The 16,588-nt window shown below is 67.2% G+C and carries 17 protein-coding genes; 8 read left to right on the plus strand and 9 right to left on the minus strand.

Going from position 1 to position 16,588, the window contains the following annotated elements; translation table 11 throughout:
• Positions 1-735 (plus strand): lysoplasmalogenase, encoded by a 735-nt coding sequence (locus ACWEO2_RS14350; RefSeq protein ID WP_452405911.1) that lies wholly within the window; start codon positions 1-3, stop codon positions 733-735.
• Here ACWEO2_RS14350 and ACWEO2_RS14355 read toward each other — a convergent pair.
• From ACWEO2_RS14355 to ACWEO2_RS14365, 3 genes are all read right to left on the minus strand, one after another.
• Entirely contained in the window at positions 713-1,165 is a 453-nt protein-coding gene (locus tag ACWEO2_RS14355) for a hypothetical protein (RefSeq protein ID WP_452405713.1), read from the minus strand. The genes ACWEO2_RS14350 and ACWEO2_RS14355 overlap by 23 nt on opposite strands.
• A 213-nt stretch (positions 1,166-1,378) precedes the next feature.
• The gene (locus ACWEO2_RS14360) at positions 1,379-2,032 is read right to left on the minus strand and encodes a response regulator transcription factor (RefSeq protein WP_354954488.1); all 654 of its coding nucleotides are present in this window, start codon (positions 2,030-2,032) and stop codon (positions 1,379-1,381) included.
• A complete protein-coding gene (locus ACWEO2_RS14365; RefSeq protein WP_452405714.1) occupies positions 2,029-3,393 on the minus strand; it encodes a sensor histidine kinase in 1,365 nt (454 codons plus the stop codon). The genes ACWEO2_RS14360 and ACWEO2_RS14365 overlap by 4 nt, the downstream gene beginning before the upstream one ends.
• 95 nt (positions 3,394-3,488) lie before the next feature.
• Between ACWEO2_RS14365 and ACWEO2_RS14370 the strand changes: the two genes are divergently transcribed.
• The 3 genes from ACWEO2_RS14370 to ACWEO2_RS14380 all read left to right on the plus strand — a co-directional run bounded on the left by ACWEO2_RS14370 (position 3,489) and on the right by ACWEO2_RS14380 (position 5,739).
• A complete protein-coding gene (locus ACWEO2_RS14370; RefSeq protein ID WP_452405715.1) occupies positions 3,489-3,824 on the plus strand; it encodes a DUF4190 domain-containing protein in 336 nt (111 codons plus the stop codon).
• 28 nt (positions 3,825-3,852) lie between these two features.
• Entirely contained in the window at positions 3,853-4,533 is a 681-nt protein-coding gene (locus tag ACWEO2_RS14375; RefSeq protein WP_355181620.1) for a TrmH family RNA methyltransferase, read from the plus strand.
• A gap of 117 nt (positions 4,534-4,650) precedes the next feature.
• Positions 4,651-5,739, plus strand: a complete 1,089-nt coding sequence (locus tag ACWEO2_RS14380; RefSeq protein WP_452405912.1) for a glycoside hydrolase family 76 protein — start codon at positions 4,651-4,653, stop codon at positions 5,737-5,739.
• A gap of 3 nt (positions 5,740-5,742) precedes the next feature.
• Here the strand turns inward: ACWEO2_RS14380 and ACWEO2_RS14385 are convergent, their stop codons facing one another.
• A complete protein-coding gene (locus tag ACWEO2_RS14385; protein WP_452405913.1) occupies positions 5,743-6,426 on the minus strand; it encodes a DedA family protein in 684 nt (227 codons plus the stop codon).
• 19 nt (positions 6,427-6,445) lie between these two features.
• Entirely contained in the window at positions 6,446-7,102 is a 657-nt protein-coding gene (locus ACWEO2_RS14390; RefSeq protein ID WP_452405914.1) for a DedA family protein, read from the minus strand.
• A 324-nt stretch (positions 7,103-7,426) separates the two neighbouring features.
• Between ACWEO2_RS14390 and fbaA the strand changes: the two genes are divergently transcribed.
• A complete protein-coding gene (fbaA, locus tag ACWEO2_RS14395; protein WP_452405716.1) occupies positions 7,427-8,461 on the plus strand; it encodes a class II fructose-bisphosphate aldolase in 1,035 nt (344 codons plus the stop codon).
• A 154-nt stretch (positions 8,462-8,615) separates the two neighbouring features.
• Complete coding sequence (locus ACWEO2_RS14400) at positions 8,616-9,734, plus strand: BTAD domain-containing putative transcriptional regulator (protein ID WP_452405717.1); 1,119 nt, start codon at positions 8,616-8,618, stop codon at positions 9,732-9,734.
• Positions 9,735-9,789: 55 nt separating this feature from the next.
• Here ACWEO2_RS14400 and ACWEO2_RS14405 read toward each other — a convergent pair whose 3' ends face one another.
• Together ACWEO2_RS14405 and ACWEO2_RS14410 are read right to left on the minus strand one after the other, a co-directional pair.
• A complete protein-coding gene (locus ACWEO2_RS14405) occupies positions 9,790-10,125 on the minus strand; it encodes an excalibur calcium-binding domain-containing protein (RefSeq protein WP_452405718.1) in 336 nt (111 codons plus the stop codon).
• Positions 10,126-10,168: 43 nt separating this feature from the next.
• Positions 10,169-10,504, minus strand: a complete 336-nt coding sequence (locus ACWEO2_RS14410) for an excalibur calcium-binding domain-containing protein (protein ID WP_452405719.1) — start codon at positions 10,502-10,504, stop codon at positions 10,169-10,171.
• A gap of 315 nt (positions 10,505-10,819) precedes the next feature.
• Here ACWEO2_RS14410 and ACWEO2_RS14415 point away from each other — a divergent pair, with 315 nt between their 5' ends.
• Positions 10,820-12,277 carry a DUF4185 domain-containing protein gene (locus ACWEO2_RS14415; RefSeq protein WP_452405720.1) on the plus strand — a complete coding sequence of 486 codons (1,458 nt, stop codon included), beginning with the start codon at positions 10,820-10,822 and terminating at the stop codon, positions 12,275-12,277.
• A 10-nt stretch (positions 12,278-12,287) separates the two neighbouring features.
• On the opposite strand, the gene ACWEO2_RS14420 is transcribed toward ACWEO2_RS14415, so the two are convergent.
• Together ACWEO2_RS14420 and ACWEO2_RS14425 are read right to left on the minus strand one after the other, a co-directional pair.
• Positions 12,288-13,313: a fused (3R)-hydroxyacyl-ACP dehydratase subunits HadA/HadB gene (locus ACWEO2_RS14420; protein ID WP_452405721.1), complete on the minus strand. Its 1,026-nt coding sequence runs from the start codon at positions 13,311-13,313 to the stop codon at positions 12,288-12,290.
• A gap of 144 nt (positions 13,314-13,457) precedes the next feature.
• Entirely contained in the window at positions 13,458-14,558 is a 1,101-nt protein-coding gene (locus ACWEO2_RS14425; RefSeq protein WP_452405722.1) for an Rv0361 family membrane protein, read from the minus strand.
• A gap of 13 nt (positions 14,559-14,571) precedes the next feature.
• On the opposite strand from ACWEO2_RS14425, the gene ACWEO2_RS14430 reads away from it, so the two are divergent.
• Positions 14,572-16,572 (plus strand): hypothetical protein, encoded by a 2,001-nt coding sequence (locus ACWEO2_RS14430; RefSeq protein ID WP_452405723.1) that lies wholly within the window; start codon positions 14,572-14,574, stop codon positions 16,570-16,572.
• Positions 16,573-16,588 lie beyond the last annotated feature (16 nt).

The raw sequence follows: 16,588 nt of genomic DNA on the forward strand, positions 1-16,588 counted from the left end.
ATGCGTCCTTTTCGCGCCGCTTTTCTAGCGGTGGCGGCGGCGACTGTGTACGGCGCAGTCACCGGCCGCGACAAACTGCAGTGGATCGCCAAACCGCTGATGATGCCGCTATTGGCGGCCGATGTGGCGGCCGATCGGGCGGCGCTCGACCCGGTCGACCGGACGGTCCTGCTCGGCGCGCTCGGCGCCGCGACGGTCGGCGATGTGCTGCTGATCGAGCCGGATAACGATCGCCGTTTGATCACCGGCGCCACGTCGTTCGCGGTGATGCAGACCGGGTATTCGGTGCTCTGGTGGCGGCGCGGTGGACGGCCGCGTCCGGAGATCGCGCTGCCACGAGTGGTGGCCTGGCTCGGGGCCGCGGCGCTGATGCGGGCCAAGGCGCCGACCGTGGCGGTCCCACTGACGGCCTATGGCGCGACGTTGGGCAGTGCGGCGGTGCTCGCCTCCGATCCCGGTTTGGCTCCGGAGGCGAAAAACGTTGCCGGGCTCAATATTCCGGGTGTGGATCCACGCAGTCGGCTCGGCCTCGGTGCGCTGCTGTTCACCGTCTCCGATGGGTTGATCGTGCTGCGTCGGCTCTTCGCGCGGGGCGAGCGTTCGCGGCGGGTCGTCGAAGGCGTCATTCTGTCGACCTACGCGGCCGCGCAATACCTGCTCGCCGATCCACGCGCCCATGCGAACGTCGACGGCTGCGGGGTCGGCGCGAAAGTTATTGTCCCAGAACGAGAATGATCCGATCGCGATTGGCCGGATCGACTCGGATCGAAATCGTCTCGCCGACCGTGAGCCGCGGTTTGTCGGCCGGGGTGACATCGAAAACAATGGTGCCACGGTAACTTTCGGATCCGGGCACGACGAGCTCGAGATCGAATTCGGTCAACTCGGTGTGATGATCGGTGCGCTGTAGCGTATGCGCGCCCTCGATGGTCGCCCAGCCCTCCAGCCCGTGCCGCCACAGCTGCCGATCCGCGCGCGATGGCCGGGCGGCCAGCAGCATTCCGATGCCGCAGCACGAACCGAACAGGCCGACCAGCGCGATGATCTGATAGGGCGCGGTGCCCGGAGGCGTATGCGGAAGCAGCCAGCCCAGCCACAATCCGAGCAGCACCAAATACCCGGCGGTCACCCCGAGCACTATGCGGAGAATGCGTGCGTGGTCCATACCAGCCTCCACCCCGACTGCCCTGCATCTCCAGGATAGGTCCGCCCGGTCCGGTGTGAATGCGCCTTGACCAGAGCTGTGACCTGCTTGTATCCAGTGCACTGTCATCGCGGTGACCGCCGGCTCGACGGCGGGTCCACCTGCGTCGCCAACGGTGGCTCGGCGACACCCCTCGATGCCGCCGTGCTGCTCTCGGTGGCGTCGTGGGCCGACTCAGCCCTTCAACCGCAGTACCGCGAGCACCCGGCGGTGATGGGTATCCGAGGGCGGCAGATCGAGTTTGGTGAAGATATTGCCGATGTGCTTCTCGACGGCACGTTCGGTGACCGTCAGCGCGGACGCGATCGCGTTATTGGACAGGCCCTGTGCCATCAGTTCGAGGACCTCGCGCTCGCGTGGGGTGAGCCGAGCGAGCGAATCCTGTTGGCGCGAAGCACCCATCAGCTGACTCACCACCTCCGGGTCGAGTGCGGTGCCGCCGGTCGCGACGCGGTCGAGTGCGTCGACGAAGTCGCCCACGTCGGCCACCCGGTCCTTGAGCAGATAGCCGACGCCGCTCGCGCCACCGGCGAGAAGTTCAGTGGCATAGCGGGTTTCGATCCACTGGGAGAACACCAGTACGCCGGTGAGCGGATATTTGCGGCGCAGTTCGATCGCGGCGAGCAGCCCCTCGTCGGTGAAGGTCGGCGGCATCCGGACATCGACAACGGCAACGTCGGGGTTGTAGGTGCCGACCACATCGCTCAGGGTGCTGGCGTCGCCGACCATGGCGACCACCTCGTGGCCGCGCTCGGTCAGCAGCCCGGCCAGACCGTTGCGCAGGATCACGCTGTCCTCGGCGATGACCACCCGCAACGGCGTACTCATCGTGGTCCGGCCATCGGCAGCAGGATGGTCACCACGGTCGGCCCGCCGGTCGGGCTCTGCACAGTGAGCGTGCCGTCCACTGCGCGGGCCCGCGCCGCCAGCCCCGAGAGTCCGCTGCCTGCGGCATGTTCCCCGGTCATCGGCTGCAGCACACCTCCGATTCCGTTGTCGCGTACCGAGACCGCGATGGTATGCGCATCGGTTGGCAGCACCGACACCCAGGCACTGGTGGCATTCGCGTGTTTGACCACATTGGTGAGCAGTTCGGCGACCGAGAAGTAGGCGATCGCCTCGATGGCCGGATTCGGCCGCTGCGGCAGGTGCACCCGCAGCTGCACCGCAACGGCACACCGTGACGCCAGCGTTTCCAGCGCGGGCTCGAGCCCCAATTCGAGTGCGGGCGGATGGATTCCGCGCACCAGTTCACGCAATTCGGTCAATGCCTCCTTGGCGTTGGCGCGCGCGTCGGCGATCAGATCGCGGGCATCGCCGCCCGTGGCCAGCCGCTCCTCGGCCCGGCCGAGCGCCATCGCCATGGTGACCAACCGCGCCTGGGTACCGTCGTGCAGATCCCGCTCCACCCGGCGCAGCGTCGCCGCCGAATCCTCCACCGCCGCACGCCTGCTCGCCTGCAACTCGACCAGCTGCCGGTCCCGCGCGGTCGCGGAAAGCAACGCGATGGTGAGCAGCCCGTGGATCCAGCAGACCGCGCGCAGCAGCCACGGCAGGGCGAGGCAGCCGATGATGCCGACCGCCGACATCAGCAAAACCCTTGGCCAGGTTTCGATGTAGAAGGAACCGAACTGGGCGAGTGAATGGTGTTCGACGCCATTGTCATCGACGTTTATCGGATCGAAGAGTACCCATGGAATGGGCGACAGGGCCGTGAATACGGTCACGGCGACCGCGACGAGCACGAAATAGCCGCTGACCACACCGAGTACGGCCTGTGCGAACAAGAACAGGATGGCCCGCCAGCTCGCGCGATCGGTGAACGCGCTCTTCAGGAATCCGAGGAAGCCCGGTTGCGAGACGTAAGGCGGCGGCCCGTCGACCGGCGTATCGAGCAGATCCCTGGCCAGCGCGCGATAGACCTTCCCCCAGATTCGCCCGCCGAGAATCACCAGTGCCAGTACCGGAATGCCGATGAGGACGATCGAGGCGTACAGTCCGCCGCCGAATCCGAAGAACAGATAGCCGATGGCGAGTACGCCGATCACGAAAACCGTGAAGACATAGGCGAGTTGCTTCCAGGTACGAGCCTGAAACGGTGCCCGCAGCACCGCGCGCAGCACATCGCGCGCGTCGGTACCGGGCTTGCCGGTCGGCGCGTCGAGCACGAGGGTTTGTGTCTCGGTCATGGGCTCCATGGTTGTCGCGATCGGGGCGGCGTTCGATGGAGCTGACCGCCGAATCCGTGGTGTAGCCAGCTACACCACCAACTAGCATCCTGCGCATGAACTACCCGCCGCCACCGCAGTACGGTTCGCCGTATGGCTACCCAGCCTATGGGCCACAGGATCACCCGCAGGCCATCACGATCATGATTCTGGGGATTCTCGGCTTGCTGCTGTGCCAGTTCCTCGGACCGGTCGCGTGGATTATGGGCAAGAAGGCCCTCAACGAGATCGACGCGTCCGGCGGTGCGATCGGCGGTCGGAGCAGCGTCATGGCCGGATATGTCTGCGGCATCATCTCCTCGCTCCTGCTGATCCTGACCATTCTGTTCATCATCGGCATGGTGATCCTCGCCGCTGTCGGCGTCCTGGGCAGTTCGTCCTCGACCTACTAGCCGCACCGGGGGAATTAGCATCATCGGCGTGAACCACCCCGCGCCGGATACGGCTGAACAGCCAGGACCCACCGAATGGGGCGAGCACCCGCACGGAGTCGGGCCATGGGCCGAGGAGCACGACGGGGCGCCGCCGACCGATCCCCGCTACGACCCGGAGCTACTGGCGGGCGGCGACCGCCGCAATGTCGTGGACGCCTACCGCTACTGGTCGCGGGATGCGATCGTCGCCGATATCGACCGGCGCAGGCATCCGTTCCATGTGGCCATCGAGAACTTCGGGCACGACGCCAATATCGGCACCGTGGTACGCACCGCCAACGCCTTCGCCGCGGCGGCGGTGCACATCGTCGGTAGGCGGCGCTGGAATCGGCGCGGCGCCATGGTCACCGACCGCTATCAGCACATCGAACATCACACCGATATCGGCGAGCTCATCGCGTTCGCCGAGCGAGAGCGGCTGACCGTGGTCGCGGTGGACAACGTGCCCGGCTCGGTCCCGCTGGAAACCGTCGAATTGCCACGCCGCTGCCTGCTGCTGTTCGGACAGGAGGGGCCCGGTGTCACCGAACATGCGAAGGGTGCGGCCGCGCTGACGGTTTCGATCGCGCAGTTCGGTTCGACCCGCAGTATCAATGCCGGAGTCGCTGCCGGTATCGCCATGCACGCGTGGATCCGGCAACATGCCGATTTGACGTCGGCTTGGTAACGAAAAGATCCCCTTGAACCGGCGCGAAGCTGGCACCATTGACCCATGACCTCGCGGAGCCCGGAGAGCGGGCGCGACGCTACATCCCCGTCCGCGCTGTGGTCGCACCGGGCGGATATGGCCGAAGCCGCGATCGTCTCTCGGCACCTGCGTGCCCTATGGGGTTGTCCCGGAACCGAATTGGGTGTGGTGGGCTGGCCCGCGACCAGTCGCGAGCGCGTCTTCGTCTCCTGGCACTACTGGTGGCAGGCGCATCTGATCGACTGCGCGGTCGATGCCGCAAACCGGGTGCCGACTCCGCAGCGCCGCAAGCGCATTGCCGCCATCGCGCGTGCGCACCGGATCCGCAATATCACCGGCTGGACCAATAGCTACTACGACGATATGGCTTGGCTGGCTATCGCTTTGGAGCGCGCCGAGCGGACCCAGGGCATCACCGAGGTGCGCGGCGGTCTGGTCGCACTCGAGAAGGAGCTGTACGGGGCATGGGATCCGGCGCGCGGCGGCGGCGTGCCGTGGCGGGTCGGCTCGGACTACTTCAACGCACCCGCCAACGGACCGGCTGCGATCGCGCTGCTGCGCCTGGGTCGCCAGGCCCGCGCACAGGAGATGGCGGACTGGATCGATGCGACGCTGCGCGATAAGGAATCCGACCTGATCCTCGACGGCATCCATCTGCCCTCCGGTGAGATCGAGAGCCCGACTTTCACCTACTGCCAGGGCGTGGTGCTGGGCCTGGAGGCCGAACTCGCGGTGCACACCGGCGAGCCGCGCCATACCGAACGGGTGCACCGGCTGCTCGCCGCGGTCGAGGAACACATGACCACCGACGGGGTGATCAATGGTGGCGGTGGTGGCGACGGCGGTCTGTTCAACGGCATTCTGGCCCGCTATCTGGCGGTGGTCGCGCTGATGCTGCCCGGCGACGATCGGGAGCAGGCGGCCGATCGGCGCACCGCGGCGGATATCGTGCGCGCCAGCGCCACGGCGGCCTGGGCCAACCGGCTGGAGGTCGAGGGTGAACCGCTGTTCGGGCACGACTGGAACCAGCCCGCACAGCTACCCGGTGGCCCGTCCGGCGCCGGATATTTCACCGCGGGCGGCTCGGTGACCTCGTCACAGGTGCCCGAACGCGATATGTCGGTACAGCTGTCGGGCTGGCTGCTGATGGAGGCGGCGTTCCAGGTCAGTGCTGCCGGACTTTAGGAATCAGCACTCCGATTCGACCACGCCGGTGGGCGCGGCATCGAGATCGAAATCCTCGGCGGGTTTGGCGATCTCCTGCCGGTAATGCCGGATGCCGAGCGCCGTTCCGATGATCAGCCCGACCACCAGCGTCCCGATGACCCCCGGCATGAGCCACGGCACCCGCTGCAGGAAACTGCCCGCGTAGTAGCCGATGAGCAGTAGCACCGGTGCCCAGATGATGGCGCCGATCGTGCTGGCCACGGTGTATTTGCGGTGGTCCATCTGCGCCGCGCCCGCGACCATCGGGCACAGCGTGCGCACCCACGGAATCCAGCGCGAAATGAGCACCGCGAGGAATCCGTGCCGCTGCAGCAAATCGGTGACCCGCTGCAGATTGCGGGTGTTGATATAGCGGCCGTTCTTCCTGGCCACCAGATGATGGCCGGTGCGGTGGCCGATCACATAACCCACCTGGTTGCCCGCGATGGCCGCGATCATCGCGCCCACCGACAGCGCCCAGACATGGGCCTCGCCGGTCGCATTGGAGGCCATCACGATGCCTGCGGTGATCAACATCGAGTCACCGGGCAGGAACAGCCCGATGATCAGTGCGCATTCGAGGAAGACGAAGGTGAGCACCACCGTCCACACGAGCGCGGGGCCCGCCGAGGTCAGCGGATCGAAACTGCCCACTGCTAGGGGCAACTGCGCCGTGGACACCGGCTCAGTGGGTCGGCTCGTTCGTCGAGGCGGTCAGCGCGGCGTCTTGCTGACCGGCCTCGTCCGCACCGCGGTTCAGGACTTTCTTCGCCACGGTGATGATGCCGGGCAGGACCGAGAGCAGGACGATGAGCAGGAAGATCGGCTCGATGTTCTTGCGAATGAATTCGATGTTGCCGAGGAAGTAGCCCAGTACCGTGACACCGCCGCCCCACAGGATCGCGCCGACGATATCGAAGGTGACGAACTTGCGGTAATCCATTTTGGACACACCCGCGAGCACCGGCATGAAGGTGCGCACGATCGGCACGAAGCGGGCCAGGATGATCGTCTTCGGACCGTGCTTTTCGAAGAAGGCGTGCGTCTCGGTGACGTAATGCTTCTTGAACAACCGGGTGTCTTCCTTGTGGAACAGCGCGGGCCCGATCGCCCTGCCGATCCAATAGGCGCACTGGTCACCGGCGAAGGCGGTCACCATGACGGCGGGCAAAAGCACCCAGATCGATACCGGCGGATTGTCCGTCGCCGAGAGCAGGCCACCGGTGAACAGCAGCGAGTCGCCGGGCAGGATCGGGAAGAGCAGACCGGTCTCGATGAAGACGATCACCAGGATCGCCGGGAGCACCGCGTTCTTCAGCCACGTCTCCGTAAGCAGGTGCATCGGGTCCAGCAACTGGGTCAATGCGACGTTGCTCGTCACCGATTCTGTCGCTGCCAGCAGAATCACGCGGCCTCCTGTCCCGGGTACGGCTGGCTGCATTGCTTTGCCACCGCATCGGAAGCTGCCAGCGCAATTACGCGGCCAACAGTACCGGGTCCAACTGAGAAACCTCTCGCTGTGCGAAAAGTTCGTACCGGCCGACCGGCCGGTTCGGATGGTCCCGCCGCCGCGCAGGAAGGTCCCGTGACATCGTGCGAAAGCGCGCTGGCCTACTCTGAGGGCTGACAGAATTGTCTTTTTCCGCACAACACGGAGGTCTTCACAGTGCCCATCGCGACTCCGGAGGTCTACGCCGAGATGCTCGGTCGGGCCAAAGCGAACTCCTTTGCCTTTCCGGCCATCAACTGCACCTCCTCGGAAACCGTCAATGCCGCTATCAAGGGCTTCGCCGACGCGGGCAGCGATGGCATCATCCAGTTCTCCACCGGTGGCGCGGAGTTCGGCTCGGGCCTGGGTGTGAAGGACATGGTTGTCGGCGCCGTCGCGCTCGCCGAGTTCGCGCACGTGGTCGCCGCGCGCTACGACGTGACCATCGCGCTGCACACCGACCACTGCCCGAAGGACAAGCTGGGCACCTTCGTGCGTCCGCTCATCGCGATCTCCCAGGAGCGGGTGAACTCGGGCCGCAACCCGCTCTTCCAGTCGCATATGTGGGACGGCTCCGCGATTCCGATCGATGAGAACCTGGAGATCGCCAAGGAACTGCTCAAGGCGACGCACGCGGCGAACATCATCCTCGAGGTCGAGATCGGCGTCGTCGGCGGTGAAGAGGACGGTGTCGAGGCCGAGATCAACGAGAAGCTCTACACCTCCCCCGAGGACTTCGAGAAGACCATCGACGCGCTCGGCGCCGGCGAGAACGGCAAGTACCTGCTCGCCGCGACCTTCGGCAATGTGCACGGCGTGTACAAGCCGGGCAATGTGGTGCTCAAGCCCGAGGTACTCGCCGAGGGCCAGCGCGTCGCGGCGGCCAAGCTCGGCCTGGCGGCCGACGCGCAGCCGTTCGATTTCGTCTTCCACGGCGGTTCGGGCTCACTGAAGTCGGAGATCGAGGATTCGCTGCGTTTCGGCGTGGTGAAGATGAATGTCGACACCGATACCCAGTACGCGTTCACCCGGCCGGTCGCCGCGCATATGTTCACCAACTACGACGGCGTGCTCAAGATCGATGGTGAGGTCGGCAACAAGAAGACCTACGATCCGCGCAGCTACCTGAAGAAGGCCGAATCCGCCATGGCGGCACGTGTCGTCGAGGCGTGCAATGATCTGAAGTCCGCGGGTCGCTCGATCAGCGCCTGACCCTTTCCCCGCGGTGTACGCGTCAGGTCCGGAGGCAGCAGTGCCCGGACAAGTACAGCCGGCCGCAGGCCGCCCGTTGAGGGTGGCGGTGGGAGACGGGCGGGCCTACGTAGGGCCCGCGGACACCGCAATTGGAAACGGGGGCATTTAGCACATGAGTCTGGATGTGCGCGTGCTCGGGCCCGTACGACTGCTGGTCGGTGGTGAACCGGTAGCGGTCGGCGGGCCCAAGCCGCGAGCCTTGCTCGCCGCGCTGACCGTCAATCGACGGCGCGCGGTGGCTTCGGCTGCGCTGGCCGATATGGTGTGGAACGAGGATCCGCCCGACTCCTACGCCGCCAGCCTGCAGGTATTCGTCTCGAATATCCGCAAGGCGCTGCGTAATTCGGGTGTGGATCCGGCCCTGGTGCTGCGCACCGAATCATCGGGCTATCGGCTCGAGATCTCGGAGGATGCCTGCGATCTCGGACGCTTCGAGGCGGCCAGGGATGCGGGAGCGCGCGCCGCCGAGGTCGGCGATCACGTCGGTGCGGCGCAGCTGTTCGGGAATGCGTTGCGCGAGTGGAGCGGTCGGGCACTGGCCGATCTGGCCGGATTGCAGTTCGCCGACGGCTTCGCCACCGCGATGGACGAGGAGCGGCTGCAGGCCGCTTCGGCCCGCATCGATGCCGAAATCGCCTGTGGGCGTGCCGCATCGGTGATCGGCGAGCTGGTCTCGATGACCAATGAGCAGCCGCTGCGCGAGCCGCTCTGGGGTCAGCTGATCACCGCGCTGTATCTGTCCGGTCGGCAGGCCGACGCGCTGGACGCGTGCCGCCGGGTGCGCACGGTGCTCGCGGAGGAACTCGGCATCGACCCGGGCCCGGTGCTGGTCGATCTGGAACAGCGGGTGCTGCGCCAGGAGCCGCTGAGCACAATGGAACTCAAGCGCACCGAGCGGCTGGCCGCAGCGATGACCGAGACCGTCACCGAGATGCCGCGTGCGGTCCGCAGCGGACAGCTGCGCATGCCGGACGGTCGGGTCATGGCAATCGCGCAGGGCGGCATGCGAATCGGCCGGATGACCGATAACGATCTGGTCCTCGACGATCCGAAGGCCAGTCGCTATCACGCGCACATCATGCCGAGCCGGGCCGGACTGCTGATCAAGGATCTGCATTCGGCCAATGGCGTGTACGTCAACGATGGCGCGATCGACAACGGTGCGCTGCTCGCCGACGGTGACACCATCCGCATCGGCGCGACGGTACTGGTGTTCCAAGCGGTGCAGTAGCTCGCCCGGTCGCGAGCCAGGCGGCCTGCTCGGCGCAGCCTCCTGCGGGCCGCTCTCAGTCGCAGGCGATACCGTCGCCGTCCGGATCGAGGTACGGCGTGTAGCCGGGCTGGCCGCGGTAGAGCGGGAGCTTTCCTGCCGCTCGCACCTGATCGCAATCGGTGTAGTACCTCGGCGACTCTTCCTTCGACGTCTCCGGTGGCGGGACGTTCGATCCCTTCGGACCGGGCCGATAGCTGGGCACCGGAAGCGAACTATCGGGCCCGGCAACGAATTGGACGGTGGACGAACCGGCGGCGGCGATCGGCGACGCGATCGCGAGGCCGCCGATCACCAGACAGGCGGCACCGAGCGCGGGCACAGCGCGGTGATAGATCAGTGAAGCTTTCACATGCTCCATCCTGCTCCGCTTCCCGTGCCGCTGTCAGTGCCGTTTATTCGCAGGCGATTCCATCGTTGTCGCGGTCCAGGTGGGATGCGTATCCCGGGTCACCCCGGTGCAGCGGAGCCTTACCGGCTCGGCGGACCTCGTCGCAATTTCGGTAGTAGGGCGCCGGTTGCGCCTGGGGCGGTTGTGTGCCGGGCGGCGGGTGGTTCGGCACGTTCTGCTGCGGTTGGGCGGGCGGGCACTGGGCGGAGCCCGAGTTGCACAGCAGGTCGCTGAGCGGATCGGCGGACGCCGTCGGTACCGCGAATGCGATTGCGGCGGAGGCGATCAGGATCGCCGAAGCGGTTCCGAGCAGCGACCCGGGCTGCAGAGCAGGTTTCATGGGCGTGCTCTGGTCGAATGGAACCACCGGGGGCCCCTTGCTCCCCCGGTGGACGGCCACTCACCCCGACTCGAGTTGTCGCTTCGTGGAAGGTAGCAGGGCAGTCGCGCTGCGGTCCTGAAAATGGAGTGGGAGTTTGCTGTTAATTCTGGATGTCAATGCGGTGGATGGTGCTCCGGTCGGTAAGTCGGACGAGGTCAAGGGGGCAGAACAGGTAGGGTCGGGCGCTGGTGCACGGCATCGCGAAGGGCATCGATGCGGCGCGGTGGCCGGGAGACGGATGTCCATTTTGCGCGAGATATCAAGGGGTTGAGGATGACTCGGCGGTGGGTGGCGGTGCTCGCTGCGGTCGTGTGCACGGCCGCGGCACAGACGTTCACGGGTCGACCCGCTGGTGCCACGCCGGAGGCAATCGGGCCGGTGCCCGGTCCGTGTGTGAGCGATCCGCCCGCGCAGCATGAGGGCCTGGTGCCCAAGACGTTCGAGGTGCCGATCCCGTATCCGGTGATCACCGTGCTGCCGCCGGATCGGCCCGCAGCACCGCCGACGCGGACGGAGATGGAGTTGCCGTCGAATCCGTGCACCAACCCGTGCCCGGATCTGACCGATGCGCCGACACCGCCGCCGAGCCTGGCCAGCCGACTCGGCATTCCGGAAATTCTTCTGAGTCCCAAGCCCTTCCACTTCGCGATACCCGGACCAGGACCGGATCCGGGTGCGGTGCCGCCGCCCCCGCCGCCAGTGGATCCGCCGACCGAGCCCGCCCCGCTGTCCGCGGCCCGGCCCGCGCCGCGCATCGGTTCGGTCACCGAGGTGGCCAAGCAGACCGGCGCGAATTCGGTGAATCGCACCGATAAGCGTTGGCAGGTGGACGGCACCGACCTCGGGATCATGTGGGAGAGCGCGCCGGGGGAGATCGCCACCGCCTTCGGTGACACCATCGGGCGCGGCTTCCGCCCACCGGGCGGGGTGGGGATGGATTGGCGCAGCAATGTGCTGGCCTTCAGCACCGACCGGGACCTGTCCGACGGTATGACCTACGACCGGATGGTGACCGACGACCGCTGCCACGCGGCGGAAGTGCTCTCCAGCCGCAAACTCGACAATGTCGAGGTCACCACGATTCCGACCTCCGGATTCGCGCTCGGCGGGCGGCAGTATCTGAGCTATATGTCGATTCGCACCTGGAACAGCTTTCCCGGTACGTTCTTCACCAATTACGGCGGCATCGCCTATTCCGATGACCACGGCCAGACCTGGACCAAGGATCCCTACGCGCGTTGGGACAACATCTTCGGACTCGCGAATTTCCAAGTGAGCGCGATGGTTCCACAGGGCGACTACGTATACATGTTCGGCACGCCCAATACTCGGCTCGCGGCGGTCGGCCTCGCCCGGGTACCGAAGGATCAGCTGCTCAATACCACGGCCTATCAGTACTGGCGCGACGGAAACTGGACTCCGGTGGGTGGATTCGGCTCCGCGAGCCCGATCGTCGACGGACCGGCCGGTGAGCTGTCCGTGCGCTTCGACGCCGCCCGAAATGTTTGGCAGATGAGCTATCTCGATACCGCGAAGGTGGCTCTGGTCGTCCGCGAATCGAATTCACCGCAGGGCGTGTGGTCCGATGCCGCGCCGACGGTGCGGGTGAGCGACTACCCGGAGCTGTACGGCGGATTCATCCACCCCTGGTCCTCGGGTTCGGATCTCTACTTCAATATGTCGACCTGGAGCGACTACAACGTGTATCTCATGCACGCGACCATCGAATGAGGTTGCGCCGCTAGGCGAAGCGGACCTCGGCGATGGCCCGGCCGAAGAGCTTGCGGCCCTCCGACGCGCCCGCGAGCAGAATGGTGGCGGTGCGCCGTTGCGGATCGAGCGATTTGATCTTGCCGCTGAACTCCACGTTGCTCGGTGCCTCGGACGTCACCGGGACGAATCCGGAGAACCGCACGCTGAACTTCTCGATGGCCGTCGGATCGCCGAGCCAGGAGGTCAGATAACCGCCCGCCAGGCTCATGGTCAGCATCCCGTGCGCCACCACCGTCGGGAGTCCGGCCAGTTGGGCCGCACGCTCGCTGAAGTGAATCGGGTTGGGATCGCCGGAAACTCCGGCGTAGTTGGCCAGATCGCCGCGCGTCACCTGTGCGGTTGCGGCCGGGAGCTGGTCGCCGACGGATAGTTGGTCGAAGTCCGGGATGGTGTGCACGAATTCGCTCGGCACCGCGGGCGCTCCGGGGGGCGGGGCATCCGCGGCCAGGGCGACCAGCGGCCCGCTGTCGGGGACCGTGATATCACCGACCGTCACCGGGCGTGAGTGCATCATGATGTTCTCGACGGCGTCGGCGATATTCGGGTCGACCTCGACACCGCGGCGCGCCACGATGGTGGTCGAACCCGACTGCACGATCTCGCCGTGCTGGTTGGTCAGCGAGAACGTCACCAGGATGAAGTCGTTATCGCCGAACTGCCGGATCGATTCGATCACGACCTCGGTGCTGAGCCGATCGCCCGCCACGATCGGCCGGGTGAGTTCGAAGACCTGGTCGGTCTGCAGGATCTGGGACAGGTCGTAATCGGCCAGCACCGTTTCGAGCAGCGCCCGGGTCGCACTGATGCCGATGACCGAGGCGAATGTCGGCGGCGCGACGATCGTGTCGTAGCCGAGCTTGTCCGCATCGGGTTCGAAGTAATGCGCGCCGTGCTGACTCTGCGTTGCGCGGGCGAATTCGCGGACCTTCTCCCGGCCGACCGCATAGAGCTCGCGCACCCGGAACCGGCGCCCAGCCATTGTGTCTGTCTGCACAACTACATCGTTTTCCGGCTGTGCGATTGTCTGCTCCCTGACCATGATCCGGGCCATGCTACTGGCGAACCGGTCCATTGACCAGGTGAATGTGACGTTCGCTACCGGTTAGAGGGCTTGCCTTTCGGTTATGGCGTCGGCCGTCTAGGGCGTCCCTGCGGTCGGCGGGTCGCAGACCTTCCAGCCGGCGTCGGTCCGCTCCAGATCGAAGGTCCTGGCCGATCGCTTCGACGGATCCGCATCGGTATAGACGGTGGCCTGTGCAATCGCGGACTTATCGGTGATCCGGACCGCATCGACGCTCGCCACCACCGGAATGTTCTTGCGATCCATCGATAGCCGGTGCACGCCTGCGAACTGGTCCTCCGGAATGCCCTGGTAGAAGTCGTGCAGCTGCCCGCACGTGGACTTGCGCAGTGCCGCGAGATCGCCGGACTTCAGTGCGTCGGTGTAATCGGTGATGCTGGCGCGCACCTTGGCCTCTGGGGAGTTGTCGCCCCGATTCCCGACCAGGACGACCGCGAGTGCGATCACCGCGATGATGGCGACCGCGGCCGCCCCGAGCACCACGAACAACCGGCGCTTCGACCCCGCCGGTGCTTCGGCAGTGGCCGCGGCCTGCTGGCCGGAGGGCGTGATCCGCTGCGGTTGCGCCATCGGCCGTGGCTGCGGCGGCCGTGGCTGGACCGGCTGTGCGGGCCGGGTCAGTTGGGTATCCGCCGGCGACGGCGCCGACGCGACCTGACGCTGGCGAGCTGGCGGGCGCGGTGCCGACGGGGCGGTCTCCTCGACCCCGGGTCCCTGCGCGGGTCCTTGGGCTCCGGCCTGCTTCGGCCCGGCCGCCGGACGCGGCGTACTCGGCGGCTTGGTGACCGGCCCGGGGCGCGCCGGGGGTGGTACGACCCGATCGGTGGCACCGGGCTTCGATCCGGTCCGCATCCGCTGCGTCGCGTCCTTATCGACCGGCTGCTGAATCGGCAATGCCATGGTCTTCTCGGCATCCAACTTCGAAACCACCGGCATGGCGACGGTCTTGTCATCGGCCCCGGTCAGATCGGGCTCGTCGCCGGTCGTCTCCTCCGGAGAAGTCGAGGCCGCATCCTTATCGCCCGCCGACGGCTGCACCAGTTCGATCCGCGGCATCACCGTGGTCGCCGCATCGGCCCCCGCAGCGTCATCGACCTGATCCGCGTTCGCATCGGCGGGTACCGCGGACCCGCTGGCATTCGAATCCCGCCGAATCACAACGGTTTCCGCCGTGGATCCGGCGGACGGTGCCGCACCGGCTGCGGCTGCGCCGGATTGCGTGGCAGCGCTGCCGGACGATACGGCGGCGGCACCGCTGGCTGGTTCAGCCGTATCAGCGGCCGGGGTGGTGCGGCCCGATGATGCGGCAGCTGGGCTTGCGCCGCTGGCCGGAGCAGGTGTGGCACCGGACGGGGTGGTGGTCCGGCTCGACGCTGCGGAGTCGCCAACTGGTGCGGTAGCGCTGCCGGACGGTGCCGCCGGGCCGGCCGACTTGGCACCCGCCGGAGCACCGGGTTTCGTGGCAGCGGTCGCGGTGGGTTCGTTGGGTGAGGATTTGGCGGCGGCCGGGGCGGATCCCTTACCCGTATCGGCCGGTCGGCCAGCTGCCGAACCGCCCGCGGCGGCGGATGTCACTGCCGCACTTGCGGATCGGACCGCAGGACCGCCCTCTTCGATCGCAGCAGTCGGTGCGTTGGGTCCGGCCGCAGCCTTGGTTGGTGCGTCGGTTGGGCCGCTAGCTGTTGGCGTCGTTTTGCCGGGGGGAGTTGCGGTCGGTGCGTTGGTGGGGCTGCCAGGTGCTGGTGTCGGCTTGCCGGAGGGAGGCGCGGCCGGTGCGGCGGGCGGGGTGCCCGGTCGGGCGGCGACGTTGGTCGGTGCGTTGGTGGGTCCGCTAGCTGTTGGCGTCGTTTTGCCGGGGGGAGTGGCGGCCGGTGCGTTGGTGGGGCTGCCAGGTGCTGGTGTCGGCTTGCCGGAGGGACGCGCGGCTGGTGCGGCGGCAGTGCTCGCCGCGGGCGCTGTGCCAGGTCGGGCGGCGACGTTGGTCGGTGCGTTGGTGGGGTCGCCAGCGGTTGGTGTCGGCTTGTCGGACGGAGTGGTGGGTGTGGCGGCGCTGGCGGGAGTTGGTGCGTTGGTGGGGCCGCCAGCGGTTGGTGCGGGCCTGCCGGAGGGAGCTGCAGTACTCGGTGCGCCCGGTCGGGTGGCAGCGGCGGTCGGTGCCTCGGTGGGTCCGCCAGTTGTTGGTGCCGGCTTGGCGGCGGGGTTCGCGGCGGGTGCGGCGGTGCTTGCTGCGGCAGTAGCCGTCGTGGCGGCAGCTGATTCTTTGGCAGGCGCTTTGGCCTCGGTGACGCCGCGCGGGATCGCTACGGTCTTCGCTTCGGAAGTCGGCGTCGCAGCGGCGGGACCACTTGCAGTGCTGCCGGTGGCCGGTTTCGTTGCGCCGGGTCGGCCCGAGCCGCTAGCGGACCGGCCTGCCGCGGCGGGCTTGGTCGGGCCGCCTGCAGCGGATGTGGGCGGTTGTGCACCTGCGGATCTGGCCGGTTGGTTGGGAGTGGCGGCGGAAGGTGGCGTCGTTCGAGCGGCCGCGGCCTCGGCAGGCTTGCCGAGCGCCGCGATATCCCCTGTTGAGGCATCCGAGACGCGCGTCGGCGTGGTACCAGGCGGTTGTTTCGGAGTCGACGGTGTCGCGATCGGCCGAGTCGGCGCGGCGGCCGCCCGTTCCTCGGTGGTTGCGCCAGATCCCCCAGACGTGCCAGGTCCCGGCGATGGCCTCGAGCCGGACGACGGCGTTGATCCCTGCGACGGTGTCGAGCCGGGCGACGGCGTTGATCCGGACGATGGTGTTGATCCCTGCGACGGTGTCGAGCCGGGCGACGGCGTTGATCCGGACGATGGTGTTGATCCCGGCGATGGCTTCGAACCCGCCGACGGCGTCGGATTCGACGATGGCGCCGAACCGGTCGGGGCTGGAATCGGTCGCGTCGGCGGGGCGGCTGCCCGTTGGCCAGCGGCAGTGCGGTCCGCGGCAGCGCCGGGCTTCGACGATGCGCCGGTCGCTCCGGGCGCGCCGGAGTTCGCCGGGGACGAGCTGGCGTTCGATGCGGGTGTCCGGTCCGCGGGTGCGCCGGGGCTTGCGTTACCGGCCGCTCCGGCGGGTCGGCCGGTATCTTGTGCCGGGCTCTTCTCGTCGTTCGGATCGGACACCTACTACCCCTCGGTCGGGCGGAACAGTTGAACTCGACGGCCAGCCT

This window comes from Nocardia sp. NPDC004278, assembly GCF_053602975.1.

Coding starts and splice junctions, on each gene's coding strand:
- ACWEO2_RS14360 (WP_354954488.1), bottom strand. CDS start 2,032: ATGAGTACGCCGTTGCGGGTGGTCATCGCCGAGGACAGCGTGATCCTG.
- ACWEO2_RS14380 (WP_452405912.1), top strand. CDS start 4,651: ATGGCCGAAGCCGCGATCGTCTCTCGGCACCTGCGTGCCCTATGGGGT.
- ACWEO2_RS14415 (WP_452405720.1), top strand. CDS start 10,820: ATGACTCGGCGGTGGGTGGCGGTGCTCGCTGCGGTCGTGTGCACGGCC.
- ACWEO2_RS14370 (WP_452405715.1), top strand. CDS start 3,489: ATGAACTACCCGCCGCCACCGCAGTACGGTTCGCCGTATGGCTACCCA.
- ACWEO2_RS14365 (WP_452405714.1), bottom strand. CDS start 3,393: ATGACCGAGACACAAACCCTCGTGCTCGACGCGCCGACCGGCAAGCCC.
- ACWEO2_RS14400 (WP_452405717.1), top strand. CDS start 8,616: ATGAGTCTGGATGTGCGCGTGCTCGGGCCCGTACGACTGCTGGTCGGT.
- ACWEO2_RS14410 (WP_452405719.1), bottom strand. CDS start 10,504: ATGAAACCTGCTCTGCAGCCCGGGTCGCTGCTCGGAACCGCTTCGGCG.
- ACWEO2_RS14390 (WP_452405914.1), bottom strand. CDS start 7,102: ATGCACCTGCTTACGGAGACGTGGCTGAAGAACGCGGTGCTCCCGGCG.
- ACWEO2_RS14355 (WP_452405713.1), bottom strand. CDS start 1,165: ATGGACCACGCACGCATTCTCCGCATAGTGCTCGGGGTGACCGCCGGG.
- ACWEO2_RS14350 (WP_452405911.1), top strand. CDS start 1: ATGCGTCCTTTTCGCGCCGCTTTTCTAGCGGTGGCGGCGGCGACTGTG.